The sequence below is a fragment of the Microbulbifer sp. ABH2_005 genome (assembly GCF_056160005.1).
The window spans coordinates 1,786,561-1,802,426 of the sequence record NZ_JBSWWI010000001.1; the positions used below are offsets into that span (position 1 = coordinate 1,786,561).

The window sequence follows — 15,866 nt, forward strand, 5'->3', positions numbered from 1 at the left end:
TTATCTTTATAGGGAATCACATCTTAAATATTTTCATAACTTACTTTATTTCTTCAGTCAACCAGTAAAGAAAGCTAGTTACACTTTTATTATTTATATTGCGACTTGGGGTTACTGCGTAGTATGACAGTCCATTGGCTTTGTTTTTTATGTCTGTGTTTTTATACGGCACTAACCATTTGTTCTGTAAAGCATTCTGTACTAAAAGGGAACTGACTAAAGCAATCCCCTGGCTAGCCAGTGCGGCTTGTATAACGTGATGTTCCTGATCATATTGACGGATGGTAAGGTTTTTATTGAAGTCGCCAAGTAAGGATTCCCAACTGAATGAGGTTAAAGACTGGTTAATCCATTTGGTCTCTAACAATTGTGCCTGCTCGATATCCGTTATAGTTGATAAGTAGTTCGGCGTAGCGTACATACCCACTGATTCCGTAATAAGCCTTGTCGTATTTTCTGCTTTTAGATCAAATTCCCCGTAGCGAATAGCTATATCAATATGTCGGTGGCGCTCAATATCATCTATTTTTTCACCGGTCGAAATGGATATCTCAATATCAGGATACTTTTGATAAAAGCGCTCCAGGTGGGGAACCAGCCACAGAGCCGCAAAAGATGAGGTTGTACTGACAGAAATCACACGATTTGAATTGGATATTTCACCTATGGTTTCGGCAAGTTGCTGAAAAATTCGTGAAGTTGTTTCTGCGAGTAGCCTTCCTTCCTTTGTTAATTGTATTGCACGGGTTTTACGTTCAAATAGTTGGCTGCCTAGCGTTTCTTCTAAGTTTTTTATCTGGTGGGAAACTGCTGTAGGGGTAATAAAGAGTTCTTCCGCTGCTTTCTTAAAGCTACCGAGCCTTGCAGCTGCATCAAAAACCTTTAAGGAATTGAGGGAGGGGAGGCTTGGATACATGGACAGTTCTTGCTTATAGATGAGATAAATTCATCTATAAGCAATGAAATCTCATTTGTCAAGAATGCATGCAGACCGCACTATCGTTGGACCTAATGATGAACTATTTGAGGTCTAGTGCATGAAAACCCTTCTTCATATTGAAGCCAGTGCCCAGCATTTTGGGGCTATTATGGTACCGGAGGAGTATAAGGACATACCAAAACATTCCTCTATCTCCAAGGCCGTTGCAGCAAGTTTTATGAAGAGCTGGCTCGGGCTCAGACCTAAAGATAAGTTCATCTATAGGGATGTTGGCCAGACCCCGCCAGGCGTTATTAGCCAGGATTGGATTGCCTCTGTATTCACTCCAGAAGATCAGCGTAGTGAAGAGCAAAAATCCCTAGTCGCATTATCGGACACTTTGATCAGTGAACTCGACCAGGCCGATATCATAGTGATGTCTTCTCCAATGTATAACTACGGCATGCCGGCGGCTTTAAAAGCCTGGTTCGATCAGGTGATACGTATTAACAAAACCTTCACTTTTGACTTGGCCCGTGGAGACTATCCGCTTGAGCCCATTATGTCGGGGAAGGTTCTTGTGCTAATTACTTCTGCTGGTGAATTTGGCTTTGTAGAGGGGGGAATACGCGAGAAGATGAATCACTTGGGCCCTCATGTCAGAACGCTGAGCCATTACCTGGGGGTCGATCAAATCCATGAGATCAACGTCGAATATCAGGAGTTTGCGGATGAACGGCATAGAAATTCGGTAAACCAGGCTTTGTTGCAAAGCAGGTTATTGGCCAAAGAGATTGCTGCTAAGCTTAAAAGCCAGCCTCCTCATTCTTATTCAACACAACCCAAAGCGCTCACACTAAATAAGCAAAGTATTGCTCAAATGCAAGATTGATCTGCTGGTGCTGGTTTCCTTTCAGGAAGAGGCCAAGCTTGGCCTCTTTACTGGTCTTTGAGCCCGATACCAGAAGAGTCATAAAAAGAAGATGTCCTTGGCCGACCGCTGATTCTATATGGTCCCGCAAACTTTTTAGTCCTATGAAATAAACTTCAGAGTTTGGTCAAGCGCTTGCTCAGTATTACAGCGCTGCACCTCTAAATGATGAACACCACTGTTGCGAAGCTTCTCCTGAATTTTAGCCAGCTCTTCATCGCTGGTGAGGTGAGGATGCCTGGTAAGGCGAACTTGCATCGATATCCCCGCTTCGGCTAATAGCTCTACACATTGCCAGGGTGCTGTACCGCTACCATCTACCCCGGTAATGGCAGGGTAATTTTCCGGCAACGCCTTTATATCCAGCCCAACCCAGTCCAAACTGGGGATCAAGCGGCCCAGTTTTCGAGGGTAGATCCCGGCAGTATGTAAACCTATCCTAAACCCCAGGCTTCGGGCTTGGGTAATGGCGGCTTCCAATGCACCTTGGGCAGTTGGCTCCCCGCCAGAAAATACCACCGCATCCAGCAGTCCTTGCCGACTGGCGAGGAAACCCAATATCTGGTCCCAGTCGTAAGCACTGGGCGCACGGGCCGGCAACAGATCACTATTATGGCAATAGCGGCAACGCCAGGGGCATCCCTGGCAAAAGACCACTGCGGCCAATTCACCAGGGAAGTCGATAGCGGTAAATGGTGTAAAACCGCCGATGCGCAGCTTTTCAGCCATAGCTATTTGCCATTACCTGCAACAAAAAAGCGGCGTTCCCTGTGTTCCGATTGTTTGCCAGGATTCCAGAAGGAGACCGGGCGGTGATAGCCCATCACCCGGCTCCAGACTTCACAGCGGGTACGGTCTTCATTTTTGAGTGGTGAGGTTGATTTATTCATGATGTCTCTCCTTGGTGGTTGGTTTTAATCGCTGCAGCAAGATTGCTCACGAGCGAGCAGAGCCTCATCGCAGCGGGGACAGAATTCGTGTTCGCCGCTCAGGTAGCCGTGTACTGGGCATATAGAAAAGCTGGGAGTTACTGTGATATAGGGCAGCCGATAATTTTTCAGGGCGCGCTGTAATAAGCGGCGGCAGCTATCGGCATCTGGCAGTTGTTCGCCCAGGTAAAGGTGCAGCACAGTGCCACCCGTATAACGGGATTGTAGGGATTCCTGCCGGGCCAACGCTTCGAAAGGGTCATCAGTAAAGCCGACTGGCAGCTGGGAGGAGTTGGTATAGTAAGGTGCTTCCGTGCTGCCAGCCTGAATAATATCTTGATAGCGCTTTTGGTCTTCGCGGGCAAAACGGTAGGTAGTTCCCTCAGCCGGTGTGGCTTCGAGATTATAGAGGTGGCCGGTTTGTTCCTGGAATTCCGTCATTCGCAAACGAATATGATCGAGCAACTGCTCGGCAAGTTTTTTACCAGGCTCTGTGATGATACTTTCACGGTCTTCACTAAAGTTTCGCAGCATTTCATTAATGCCGTTAACGCCAATGGTGGAGAAATGGTTACGCAAAGTGCCAAGATAGCGACGCGTGTAGGGAAATAAGCCGGCGTCCATATGCTGCTGAATTACTTTGCGTTTTACTTCCAGGGAGTCCCGTGCAAGTATCAGCAGTTTGTCTAACTGGGCGAGTAGGAGATCCCAGTTTCCCTTATACAAATAGCCCAGGCGTGCACAGTTGATGGTTACTACACCGAGAGAGCCAGTCTGTTCGGCGGAGCCGAATAATCCGTTGCCACGTTTAAGTAGCTCGCGCAGGTCCAGCTGTAGGCGACAGCACATGGAGCGCACCATGTTTGGACTGAGGTCTGAATTAATAAAGTTTTGGAAGTAGGGCAGTCCATAACGGGCAGTCATGGCAAACAGCCGCTCCGCATTTTCGCTCTCCCAGGGAAAGTCCTCACTGATATTGTAAGTTGGAATTGGGAAAGTGAAGACCCTGCCGCGCGCGTCCCCTTTACTCATCACCTCAATATAGGCGCGGTTAATCAGGTCCATTTCCACCTGCAGGTCACCATAAGTGAATGGCATTTCTCTGCCGGCAATCACCGGCACCTGGTCTTGCAAGTCTTGAGGGCAAACCCAATCGAAAGTGAGGTTGGTAAAGGGAGTCTGGGTGCCCCAGCGGGATGGCACGTTTAGGTTAAAAATCAGCTCTTGCATGCACTGGCGCACACTGGCGTAATCCAGCTGATCCTTGCGTACAAAGGGTGCCAGATAAGTATCGAAGGAGCTAAATGCCTGGGCTCCAGCCCATTCGTTTTGCAATGTGCCAAGAAAGTTAACGATCTGCCCAACTGCACTGGTCAAGTGGGCGGGCGGTGCAGACTCCACTTTGCCGGGAACCCCATTCAACCCCTCGTGCAGCAGGGTGCGAAGTGACCAGCCTGCGCAATAGCCGGCCAACATATCCAGGTCATGGATGTGTAAATCGCCATCCCGGTGGGCTGCACCAATCTCTGGAGAATAGACATGATTTAGCCAGTAATTGGCAATCATTTTACCGGCACTATTTAAAATCAGGCCGCCGAGAGAGTAGCCCTGGTTGGCATTGGCAGCGACACGCCAATCTGCCTGCTCCAGATACTCCTCAATGGAAGCCCCAACATCTATCAGTGTTTGTCGATCATTGCGTATCCGCGTATGTCGCTCCCGATAGGCGATGTAGGCCCGAGCTGTATCTATATAATCGCAATTGATTAATATTTGCTCGGCGATATTTTGGATTTCCTCAATATCGACCGGTGTCGCTGCATCAAAGCGATGATTAATCACTTTCAGGATGCCCTGGGTTAGCCAATCAACTTCATCCTCACCAAATTCACCAGTAGCCTGTCCGGCTCGCACAAGTGCCGAAGTAATACGTTGAGGATCTAAAGCTACAGCGCGTCCATCCCGCTTTCGCACCAGTAAGCTGCTTAGATCTTGAACAGGAGATATGGCACTGTCAATTTCTGGATTAGCGGTATTTGTCATGGGCCTTCCTTCACAGATTGTGCGGGAAGCTTATAAAAGTCCAGGGGAGAAGCACTTGATCTGGATCACTATATATAGTGTTTTGGATCTTCAAGTGGCACACTATGTTGTGCCAAAGAGTAGGGGTCTAGTTTGAAAATATTAAAGTATCAAGGCGTCCGTACTGGGTAATGGTGGTATGGCTTAAGTATTTTGGGGTGTATTGCACGGAAAATAGTCAGATCCACACTTGTTGCTAGATAACAGTTTCCTAGTGGTCCTTTTAAATCTAGGAATTGCCAATAAAAAATATGCTAGTAAAGGGCACAGTAGCTATCTCTATCCTTTTTTAAAAAAATAAAAAGATGGTATTTTGATAACGCTACTTTACTCTGCCCTCCATTAGCTCGCAGCGAAGTAAAATATTATGGTTGACTCAAAAGGTCAGGGTGCCATGGTTTATTTAGATGTTAATAGGGTAGGGGATTAATTGGTTTATTTAGGGGCTGCGACAAGATAAGTCGGAAATGAGTTGTTTCTCTATTTTCTGATTGGATATATTTTGTGTTGCGGCATATATGATTCATAAGTCGGAGCTCTTTAAAAAGCCAGAGTCTCGTGCCTTGCTGCCTTAGCTATTTATTTGTCCATTTTTACTGTAAAGCTGATGTTTGCATATGAGGTCTATAAAGACGACCCTTTACAGCTGGTGACTTCTGGAAGTCATGAGTTTTTCATGTTAGGTCGGTACGAAAGTGAGGTCGGTAATTGGTTTTTATTGGTTACCCTTCTAAAGGTTATTTCATATCTTGAAATCAGTTATTCTCACGCAATTACATAGAAAAAAGTCCTGCAATAATGAGCTGATTCAAGTTATGAAGCAGCTCCTAGGAAAGCTGATTCAATAGCCCCCTTTTAGGGGGCAGAGGGCAAATCCGCATTCTAAGAATGCGGATTTTTAGTAAAGTGATTTTTGATGTCATTTGGCGCGGTATCAGTTAAAGTGCAGTTTTATGGCTGGTAAACGTGCCGTGTAACAGCGTGTGACCTTAAAAGTGTGCTGCCCTGTATATATATTCCTTTAGAATACCGTCGTGTTAATTCAGTGCATGGAGAGGCTTTGGCTGGATTAGCACCGTCAATATGCCAAGCACCCATATCCTCTGATGTTGTTAAGCTGATTAATAAGGAAAAGTAACATGGAAATTGAAGTCACTTCTAATGAAGGCTCTATAGATCCTGCCGATCCCACTGCTGAGCCAACTAGGGAGAAGTACTCGCCTGAAAATCCACCCAAAGGATGGACCTATGTTAACTATAAGAATGTGGAAGGTGGTGGCTTCCGCTGTCCGAAGTGTAATGCCGTTGAAGATGGAGCAGATGTAGACGGACACGGTTGCAATTGATTGAAAGGACATTCGGGCAATATTTTGCCCGAATGTTTTTATTGTCAGAGATTAGAAAAAAGCTTGCACCTACCAAAATTTTTCACACCTAAACCCCTTCTTGCCTAATTCACTTATTCGTGGTTATGGGGTTGTGTTTTTTTGTGTCGTCTGATCCTACTTCCCAGCTGCTAATAATTGATTCCGGATTGGTTTCTAGCTCCATTGCCTATGGCCATTAGTGGTTTAAGCCACATATAAATTTTATTATAAGGGAGGTGAGTTTGAATAAGATGATAATAACAATAATTCTGATGGTGTTCAGTTTGTAGGTGTTTGTATCCGATCTTAGTGTAGCGCAAGCTAGAGGCTCCCTTGGCACTATCAAAGAGTTAACCCCATGGCTCTGGGAAGAGCCTGTTGCTCGGATTTTTCGGCTAAGCGTTTGTTTATTGCTGCTAAAACCTCCAGCACTATTGCTTCAGCAGGCACTCGGCTGTCATCAAGAAGCAATTCTGGGTGCTCATGCTGAATAATATCCCCCATTTTTAGTAAAGCTATATGGTGGTAGAGAGCACTTCTAACGCATTTTGTATATAGGTGACAAATATCGTCAGAAAGGCAGCGATATAGGCAGGCTTTAGTTTCTTCATTTTTTTAAATGCGACACAGAAAAATATTCACGAAAAAATAAAATTCTTTTCGTATTTTCATTTCGTGACTCATTGGAACTTAATTCTTAATTCTTACCTAACACACAAATCAAAAAATAAGATTTCAGGCGATTATGGACAAGTTATTTAGCAAAAATTTACTGGTTTTGGCATTAACTGCTACTTTGGCTGCATGTAGCGGCGGAGGGGGCGGTTCTTCAGACTCCGAACCTGAGACACCAGCTGTGAGCGATGGTGGCAGTAATAATGGTGGTGATCAGGGTGGCGACAACCAAGGAGATGATAGTGGTTCCGGTGATACTGGGAGCGATACGCCTCTTCCCGACAATGATCCCTCAACGGTAACGGTTGGAGGTGTTTCAAGCTCCGATCTGGGCTTTGCTACAATAACGGCCACCGATATTACACTGCCTGATGCAATGGTAAACGCACAGGAAGTGTATCAGCTTGCACACTATATTGGCCGAACAGATAGTGAGCAAGATGAGGAAAATATCGATATCCCCATTCGTAGTTACACTGCGACCTGTGCAACTGATACAGATAAGCCTCGGATGTTTGTATCCACAACCTTATCTGAAGGACAAAGCGCCTCAAATCCGACCTATGGCTCAGTCTATGAACTCCAATATAACCCTGAAACTTCAAGTTTTGATCAAACTGGAAATACCACGATTCTGAAACAGTGTTATGAGTCTCACGGTATAACAGCTAGCGCAGACTGCTCTAGGGTTGCTGTTTTGTGTAACACAGAATATAAGGCCAGTGAGCGCTACGACATTACGAAAGACATAGTGGAAGAGCATGGCACTAGCAAAATGAAGATTAACGAAGACAATCTTGCTAGTGTTGCAGGTACTGATAATCAGAAAAAGTACAATGATCAGATTTGGTTAATGGAGTGGGATGACAAACCCTTATCTGAAAAACCGGATACTTACGTAGTTAATAAAATGCATGGCGGTACCCACTTAGGCACCCAAGAGCTTATATATGTTGAGAACGACAGCAAAGGGCGTACAAATTATGCTTTTTCAGTCACTGCACGTGTACTCTCAAGTGGCTCTCATTATTCAGCGGGATTAACCGTGATTGATCGGGATGATTGGTCCTTAACAATGACGGGAGATGACCGTAGAGGTTGGGATTGGTTATGTGGACATGGTCATGTACTGAATATCCGGGCTTTCTATAACCCTGGAAATGAAATGTTTGGGGCGCTCTGCACCAGTGATGGAAATAAATATCACCCTTCACCTGGCTTGAATGCAATTGCGATCAAAATGGAAGATGATGGCTCATCCATCCTGGAAGGCACCTACAATCACGTTGTTCCTACAACAAGTGCAATGATTTCGAATGGGGGAGGGCACACAGTCGTTCCGGTTGATGCTAATACCAATTTATCTGTTATCGTCTCACCGAAGTACATCGAAGATGAGGATATGAATAGGTTCTTACAGGATACCCTCGGTATTGATACCAGTGGAGATGGCCCTTTTGATGATCAATGTGCTGCTAAGGCCAATAAAAATTGCTTCTTCTCGTACCTCGAAGAGATCGAATATGATGAGGGTGACTATTCACTGATACCAAGGCAAGGGCTCTATTCTGGCGGCGCCCTGGATAAATCTTCTTTAACTCGCGTAGGTATTGCCAAGGTTGATTGGGAAGGCAATATTGAGGGGGTTGGCATCAGGTGGCTGGCTGAAGATTCTGATTGCCAGATTAGTGACCCCCAACTCGTCGACCTGAAGAACGGTCGTTACCTGTTTGGTTATGCACAGTTCCAATGTATTTCCGATAACCTTCCATATAATCGTAGTTACAATAAGAAAGGCGAGGCCATGCGTATGCTGGTTCCAAAAGCCTATTATGTGATGGAGATTGACGCAGATCTGAATGTACTTGAGGGGCCGGTAAAACTCACCGATTATGGATGGGGTGGATTGGATGAGCCAATGTATCTGGGTAACGGCAAAGTGGCCTGGAATTATATTAAGAACCCTACCTTTGAGAATTATATCGGCGGTCAGCAAAATGTGTGGCAAGCGATTGTTTACCACTCTAAAAGTGTGAATTAACCCTTATCAACCGGGGCCTGTTTTTAATGGTCCCGGTCTTTCACTAAGACTGCCTATTGTTGTGTTTACTCTGGATGCCCAGGTAACTACTGCTAGACTTGCGGCAGAATATATCATGTAAGCCAATGAGGGCTCGTAGAACATGCCACTGTAGGCTTAAGGGGGCTTTTATACTTTCCAAGAGTGGACCTAAGATTAAAATCTAATGCGCCTAGATAAAGATCGGGCGATAAAAGTAGGCTATAGGTATTTTTCGAGGTTGAAATTTGAAAGGACTAAGGCCTTTTGTGGCGAGCCGGACCTAACCTCTATAGTCTTCAAGGTCCACAGAGGTTTTATGGGGCTGTTCAGAGGCATCTGTGAAAAATTGATTCGCCAGAAATAGCAAAATTACCGGGGCTAAATCCAACCCCGGCATAAAAAATCAATTAGCAGTTAACCGCGTTAACCGCCAACCCACCCAGAGATGTTTCCTTATATTTACTCTGCATATCGATACCAGTCTGGCGCATGGTTTCGATCACGCTATCCAGCGGTACGATATGGGCGCCGTCGCCGCGTAGGGCCAGGCGAGCGCCGTTGATGGCTTTTACTGCGCCCATGGTGTTGCGCTCGATACAGGGAACTTGCACCAGGCCACCTATAGGATCGCAGGTGAGTCCCAGGTTGTGCTCCATTCCGATCTCAGCGGCGTTTTCGATTTGCTGGTTGCTGCCGCCTTCTACGGCGGCCAGGCCCGCGGAGGCCATGGAGCAGGCAACGCCGATCTCGCCCTGGCAGCCCACTTCGGCGGCGGAGATAGAGGCATTTTTCTTAAATAGCATGCCGATGGCGCCGGCGGTGAGCAGGAACTTCACTACCTGATCTTTGAGTTCGCCGTGTACTTCCGGATCGTGCACAAATTCCACGTAATAGGCGATAACCGCGGGAATAACACCGGCGGCACCGTTGGTGGGGGCGGTAACAATACGTCCGCGCGCGGCATTCTCTTCGTTAACGGCGAGGGCAAACAGGCTTACCCAGTCGAGGATGGCGAGGCCGCGATTGCGCTCCTCTGCGGTTTGTTTACTCAACTCGCGGTAGAGCTCGGCGGCACGGCGACGCACTTTTAGGCCGCCGGGCAGAATGCCTTTCTGCTGGCAGCCCCGCTCGATGGAGGCTTCCATTACTTTCCAAATATTCCACAGGCGGTCTTTGACTTCCTGCTCGCTGCGAAATGCTTTCTCATTTTCCATAGCCAATTCGGCGATGGTCCAGCCGTGCCGGTCGCAGATCTTCATCAGCTGTTCGGCGTTGCTGAAATCGTAGGGCAGTAGGGTGGCAATCTCCTCCTTGTGGGCGAAGTCTTCTTCTGAAAGAACAAAGCCACCGCCGATGGAGAAATAGCTGCGCTCGAACAACAGTTCATCGCCGCAATAGGCCTGGCAGGTCATGCCGTTGGAATGTTGAGGCAGAAACTCTTCCATATGGAAGAGCAGGTCGCGATCGCGAACAAACTCTATTTTGTGGTCACCATTGAGGGTCAATACCTGCTCGCTGTGGATGGCGTCCATCTTCTCGTCGATGCTATCGACGTCGATAGTATCGGGGGTTTGGCCCAGTAATCCCATCAAAACGGCCATATCAGTGCCGTGGCCGAGGCCGGTCAGGGCCAGGGAGCCGTAAAGGTGTACTTGAACACGGTCGGTTTTTGCGAGCTGGTCGCGGTCGCGCAGGTCCTGAACAAACTGGCGTGCGGCGACCATGGGGCCCACCGTATGGGAGCTTGAGGGGCCAACACCAATTTTGAACAGTTCAAATACGCTAATACTCATATAAATTCTCTGCGCTGGGCCGCACACAGTTGCGGCCCTCCCTTAAGGATATAGTTGCACCATTTAGGGGCGCACTTTGCCTTACAAGGCGCAACAATCAAGACGGCAGCTGCTATTCCGTACAAAATTCTACTTGTTGCGGGTTTTGCGGAATTTATGAGTTCCCTATCACCGGCTGTGATACAAGCTACGGCACTTCCGCGACCAAAACAGCGCGTTTGGGCGCGGGGTGACCTTCTACGGTTTTGTCCGGCGATTGCGGATCGAGAAAGTCGGCCAGGGATTCAAAATGCATCCAGTCGGTGCGCCGCTGTTCCTCCAGGCTGGTGGTATTCAAGTCTACCGTCCTGGGGTTGTGAAACCCGCATTTGCGCAGCCAACTCTCCAAAGTGGCGCAGCTGGGGAAGAACCACACATTGCGCATTTTGGCGTAACGATCTTCCGGCACCAGGCAATCCCCGAGCCCGCCATCAATCACTAGGGTCTCCAGCACCAGCTGGCCACCGGGGCGCAGGGTCTCACGCAGCTCGCGAAGGTGATCCATTGGCGAGCGGCGGTGGTAGAGCACACCCATTGAGAAGGTGGTATCGAAGGCGCGCAGATTTGCGGGCAGGGCTTCGATGCCGAGTGGCAGCAGGTCTACCGGCTGGTCCTCGCCAAGATATTTTTTCAGGGCGTAAAACTGCGCGACGAATTTTGCCGAGGGGTCGATGCCAATCACACGCCGGGCGCCGGCGCCATAGGAGCGCCAGCAGTGATAGCCGTTGCCACAACCTACATCCAGCACCAACCTGTTTTCCATAGGTGCCAGGTGAGGCAGTACCCGGTCCCATTTCCAGTCGGAGCGCCATTCGGTATCGATAGGCAGGCCAAAAATTTCCCAGGGGCCTTTGCGCCAGGGATGTAGTTTTCTCAGTTCCTGTTCCAGTAGCTGCAACTGTCCCGGAGAGGCATCACTGGCCTGGCCGATACGCACACTCTTGCTGAGCTCGATGCTGGAAGGGGCGATATCCGGCAGAGCTTCGACAGCGGCGCGCCAGTCGGGTAGGTCGCCCCAGCGATGCGGGCTTAGGTTTTCGGCTACCTGTTGAGGCAGCTGGGCCAGCCAGCCGCGCAGTTCCGGGATATGTTGCAGGCCTTGGTAGAGTTGGGTGTAGTCAATCACGGGTACTTACTTATCGGGGGTGCCTTTGATGGCGATCAGGGAGGCAAAGTTAAAACACTGGAACCAGACATCGACACTGGTAAAGCCGACACTTTTCAGGCGCGTGCGGTGGGTGTCCAGGGTCTCAGGAATCAATACGTTTTCTAACGCCGAACGCTTTTGTGCAATTTCCAGGGCGCTGTAGCCATTAGCGGCCTTGAAAGAGTGATGTAACTCAATCATCAGTTCGTTGTGGTCTTTATCGGCGAAGTCCACTTTCTCGGAAATAATCAGTATGCCGCCGGGGCGCAGTCCCTGCTGGATTTTACGTAGGATTTCCTCGCGCTCCTCAACCGGAATAAATTGCAGCGTGAAGTTCAGCACCACAACGGAGGCGTTTTCAATCGCCACGTTTTGCAGGTTGTCGCAGATGAGTTGCACCGGCACTTCGCCGCTGTCCGCTTCGAGTACCGTGCGCGCCTGGGACACCATCGCCTCGGAATTATCTACGGCAATGATTTCGCAATCTGCCGCGGGAATGCGGTGGCGCATGGCCAGGGTGGCGGCACACAGTGAGCTGCCGAGGTCATAGCAACGGCTGCCGGCCTGGGCATAGCGTTCCGCGAGGGTGCCGATCATGGCCACGATGGTGGTGTAGCCGGGCACGGAGCGCTTGATCATGTCCGGGAAGACTTGCACCACCTGCCGATCAAATTCAAAACCGGCCACCTGGCCCAGTGGGTTTGCGTAGATATTATCTTGTTTGCTCATCGGGACTTCGCTTGGGGATCACGGCAATGATCCGAGAGGAATGATTACCGCCGAGTACATTTTGTCTGCAAGCGGGTAAAACCGGCGCCCCGGCAGATATTGCTGCCGGGGGCCTGGCGTTATTACAGTTTTTCTTCTTGCAGGTTCAGCTTTGCCGCCGCTTCACTGCCTTGAGGGCCGGTGACAATAGCGGTGCTGGCTTTGGACGGTTCCAGGTAAGTGGCACCAACGCGCTGCAGGTCTTGCAAAGTAACTTCTGTCACCCGCTTGCGGAACTGCTGGCGTACTTCATGGGTGCGTCCATATAGGCCGGAGTGGAAATTCTTTTTGGCCTCGCCGGCGGGGGAGCCGGGTTTGTCCAGGCCGCCAATCACACCGAGGATCGACTCTTCCACCTGCTCCTCCTTGTGCTTGCCTTCGGCCAGCCACTGCAGAGAGGCATCGAAATCCTCTAGGGTTTCCCCCATGCGCGGGTCGCGATAGGAGTAAAAGCGGAATACCCCGATATTGCTATCGTGTCCGGCACCACCGCCGTAGGCGCCGCCCTGTTCGCGAATCGTGCGGTGCAAGAAGCCGTTGCGCAGGAAACCGCTCAATACAGAAAGCGGTGCGGCATCCGGGTGCGACATGGGCACGGTGGCGTAAGCCTTGGAGCAGAAATTCACCTGGCTATTGGCCACCCAGAGCTCTTGTACCTGTTTGCGCTCAAAGGGTGCATCCGGGTTGGCCGCAGTTGCGCTCGACGTAGAGACAAGCGGGGCCAATGCCTGGCTGAAATCTCCCAGTTTCTCCTCTTCCCCAATCAACAGGAACTGACGTGGAGCGGTGAGGATCTTGTCGTGGATCGCCTGGAAATGCGTGGAAAGTTGCTGCAGGCCGTCTTTTTCATCGAGCCCTTTGACCAGAGCTCTCAGGTTGCGCAGGCCCAGCAGGCCGCCGCTGGCATGGCTCTCCCAGGCTGCGCGGTTGTAGCCAGCACTGGCTGCTGCCATGGCGAGGGCGTGGCCGTTGCCAACAACGCCCTGCTCGCGGCGCGCCAGGGTTTGTTGCAGCAGTTCTTTAATGCGGGCGTGCTCATCGAAGCGCACTTGCGCCATGGTGGCCTGCATCAGTTCGGTGAGTTCGCCCTGGTTGCGAGAGAGTGCCTTGCCGGAAAGAATAAAGTGGCCGGAAAGGTGATCCAGGTTGTCGATGGCGGTGCGGCTGCTGGTAAAGCCATGCAGGGCACCGGCGACACGGGTCTGCCATTGCTGGACTTCCAAGTAGTCTTTATCGGCGAGGCCAACCTCACTCAATACCTGGCAGTAGTAAGGCAGTAGAGCTTTTTCTTCCTCGCTGAATTCCGGCAGGGCGCAAACCATCTGCTGGTAAACCAGACCATTGGTGCCGGCGCTGTAGCGGGTGAGTTTTTGCTCGCCGATTTCAGTGGTTTCACCCTCGACATCGGGCATTTCCGCGGGGATATCCTCTACACCCACTTTGGGCAGGATGGAGGCATCGTCCTCGCGGTTTTGGCGATCCGCTAGGGCCTTGGCGGTTTCGACAATCTGCGCTTTTTCCTTCTCGCTGAGGCGCGCCTTAATCTGCGCTAGCTGTTCCTTTTCAGCCTGCTCTTTGCGCTCGGCCAGTTTGTCGTCCGGGCTCATCACCAGGCGCACGCGGTGCTGGTTTTCCAGCAATAGTTTGCGGGCTTTATTGGCGATAAACATCGGATCTTTGATCTGTTCGCGCAATTTTTCCAGGGTGGCGTCGATATTCAGCAGGCCAACCGCATCGCCACGGTGGGTAGCGCCAGTAAGTGCGGTGAGGATCAGCTGCAGGCCGAAGGGGTAGCCGTCACCACCGATTTCGCGCTGTTGCAGTTCCAGCTGGTGCAAACTGGCGGCTACCTGCTCGTAGGGAATGCCTTTCTCGGCGACTTCTTCCAATACGGCGAGTACTTGTTTTTCCAGCTCGTCGGCGCGCTCGCGCTCGCTGCCTTCAATACCGCAGACAAACACCAGTTCCCGCTGGGAATCGTCCAGCCCGATAAGTGGGGAAGGGGAGGTGCCGAGGTCGGTGGTTTCTAACAGTTTCATCAGCGGGGAGGCACTGTTATCCAGCAGTACACCGGCGAGTAGGTGTGCGGTGAGGGCCTCTTCCAGATCGGTTACGTCACCGAGTAACCAGCTCAAAACAATATGGGTTTTTCCTTCCAGGGGCTCGCCGGTAAGCGGGTAGTGCTCTTCCACCTTGAGTGGAGCGTGGTAGCGGTCTTCGCGGCCTACCTCGATTGTCTTGTCCAGCCTTTCAAATTTGTGCAGCGCTTTTTCTTCAAAAGCAGCCTGGTGCTCAGCGGCAGGAATATCGCCGAAGGTCATAAAGATGGCGTTGCTGGGGTGGTAGTGACTGCGGTAGAAATCCACTAACTCTTGGTAGCTGAGTTTGGGAATATCTGAGGGTTCGCCACCGGAGTTGAAGTGGTAAGTCGTGGTGGGGAACAGGTATTTGCTCAGGGTGTGCCAAAGCTGCGAGCTGACCGAGCTCATGGCGCCCTTCATCTCATTGAACACCACGCCTTTGTAGACCAGCTCACTACTGGTGTTTTCGGTTTCGGCAAATTCCAGGCGGTGTCCTTCCTGGGCAAAATCCAGCGGGTCCAATGTGGCGAAAAATACCGCATCCAAATAAACATCGAGAAGGTTATTGAAATCCTTGCGGTTCTGGCTGGCAAAGGGGTAGGCGGTCCAGTCCGAGCTGGTGAAGGCATTCATAAAGGTGTTGAGTGAACGCCGAATCATCATAAAGAAAGGGTCGCGCACCGGGTATTTGTTACTGCCACATAGTGCGGTGTGCTCGAGAATATGGGCCACACCGGTGGAATCGTGGGGCACAGTGCGCAGTGCCACCAGGAAAACATTTTCCGCGTTGTCTGCGGCAATGTGCAGGTGTTGGGCACCGGTGGTGGTGTGGCGGTATTCCTCGACGCGCACGCCGAGGGAATCGATTTCTGCGCTGGTAACCAGTTCAAATGCAGGATGTGAGTTGTTCAAAAGACAGCTCCCTGGAGTTATAGAAAATTTTCTGGCCGGCCTCTGCCGCCGGCGAAAGGGCGCTATTCTACCGCTTGCACACACCGGAAAGACAGTGTTGACAAGGATGTCAGCAAGGCGAAGACTTCACCTACCGAAGCCCCGGCATAAATGTAGACGAA

General features: G+C 50.1%; 11 protein-coding genes and 1 pseudogene. 3 read left to right on the forward strand and 9 right to left on the reverse strand.

Going from position 1 to position 15,866, the window contains the following annotated elements; genetic code table 11:
• Window positions 1–40: 40 nt before the first annotated feature.
• Window positions 41–916 (reverse strand): LysR family transcriptional regulator, encoded by an 876-nt coding sequence (locus tag ACXAFI_RS07820; protein WP_475108343.1) that lies wholly within the window; start codon window positions 914–916, stop codon window positions 41–43.
• Window positions 917–1,037: 121 nt separating this feature from the next.
• On the opposite strand from ACXAFI_RS07820, the gene ACXAFI_RS07825 reads away from it, so the two are divergent.
• Window positions 1,038–1,811 (forward strand): FMN-dependent NADH-azoreductase, encoded by a 774-nt coding sequence (locus tag ACXAFI_RS07825; protein WP_475108344.1) that lies wholly within the window; start codon window positions 1,038–1,040, stop codon window positions 1,809–1,811.
• Here ACXAFI_RS07825 and ACXAFI_RS07830 read toward each other — a convergent pair.
• From ACXAFI_RS07830 to ACXAFI_RS07840, 3 genes and pseudogenes are all read right to left on the reverse strand, one after another.
• Window positions 1,771–1,893 carry an LPD1 domain-containing protein gene (locus ACXAFI_RS07830; protein WP_475108345.1) on the reverse strand — a complete coding sequence of 41 codons (123 nt, stop codon included), beginning with the start codon at window positions 1,891–1,893 and terminating at the stop codon, window positions 1,771–1,773. The two genes, ACXAFI_RS07825 and ACXAFI_RS07830, sit on opposite strands and share 41 nt — an antisense overlap.
• Before the next feature lie 59 nt (window positions 1,894–1,952).
• Window positions 1,953–2,579, reverse strand: coding sequence for an anaerobic ribonucleoside-triphosphate reductase activating protein (locus ACXAFI_RS07835; protein WP_475108346.1), 627 nt, complete (start codon window positions 2,577–2,579; stop codon window positions 1,953–1,955).
• Window positions 2,580–2,581: 2 nt separating this feature from the next.
• Window positions 2,582–4,822 (reverse strand): annotated as a pseudogene (locus tag ACXAFI_RS07840) (ribonucleoside triphosphate reductase).
• Between the two features lie 1,178 nt (window positions 4,823–6,000).
• On the opposite strand from ACXAFI_RS07840, the gene ACXAFI_RS07845 reads away from it, so the two are divergent.
• Entirely contained in the window at window positions 6,001–6,207 is a 207-nt protein-coding gene (locus ACXAFI_RS07845) for a hypothetical protein (RefSeq protein WP_152453753.1), read from the forward strand.
• Window positions 6,208–6,570: 363 nt separating this feature from the next.
• Here ACXAFI_RS07845 and ACXAFI_RS07850 read toward each other — a convergent pair whose 3' ends face one another.
• Complete coding sequence (locus tag ACXAFI_RS07850) at window positions 6,571–6,732, reverse strand: hypothetical protein (protein ID WP_475108347.1); 162 nt, start codon at window positions 6,730–6,732, stop codon at window positions 6,571–6,573.
• Between the two features lie 241 nt (window positions 6,733–6,973).
• Between ACXAFI_RS07850 and ACXAFI_RS07855 the strand changes: the two genes are divergently transcribed.
• Complete coding sequence (locus ACXAFI_RS07855; RefSeq protein WP_475108348.1) at window positions 6,974–8,944, forward strand: hypothetical protein; 1,971 nt, start codon at window positions 6,974–6,976, stop codon at window positions 8,942–8,944.
• Between the two features lie 428 nt (window positions 8,945–9,372).
• Here the strand turns inward: ACXAFI_RS07855 and ACXAFI_RS07860 are convergent, their stop codons facing one another.
• The 4 genes from ACXAFI_RS07860 to ACXAFI_RS07875 all read right to left on the reverse strand — a co-directional run bounded on the left by ACXAFI_RS07860 (window position 9,373) and on the right by ACXAFI_RS07875 (window position 15,705).
• Entirely contained in the window at window positions 9,373–10,758 is a 1,386-nt protein-coding gene (locus tag ACXAFI_RS07860) for an L-serine ammonia-lyase (protein WP_475108349.1), read from the reverse strand.
• A 187-nt stretch (window positions 10,759–10,945) separates the two neighbouring features.
• Window positions 10,946–11,923: a tRNA 5-methoxyuridine(34)/uridine 5-oxyacetic acid(34) synthase CmoB gene (cmoB, locus tag ACXAFI_RS07865; RefSeq protein ID WP_475108350.1), complete on the reverse strand. Its 978-nt coding sequence runs from the start codon at window positions 11,921–11,923 to the stop codon at window positions 10,946–10,948.
• Between the two features lie 6 nt (window positions 11,924–11,929).
• On the reverse strand, window positions 11,930–12,673 hold the full coding sequence (gene cmoA / locus ACXAFI_RS07870; protein ID WP_152453749.1) for a carboxy-S-adenosyl-L-methionine synthase CmoA: 744 nt from the start codon (window positions 12,671–12,673) through the stop codon (window positions 11,930–11,932).
• 122 nt (window positions 12,674–12,795) lie between these two features.
• Complete coding sequence (locus ACXAFI_RS07875) at window positions 12,796–15,705, reverse strand: insulinase family protein (RefSeq protein WP_475108351.1); 2,910 nt, start codon at window positions 15,703–15,705, stop codon at window positions 12,796–12,798.
• Window positions 15,706–15,866: the final 161 nt, after the last annotated feature.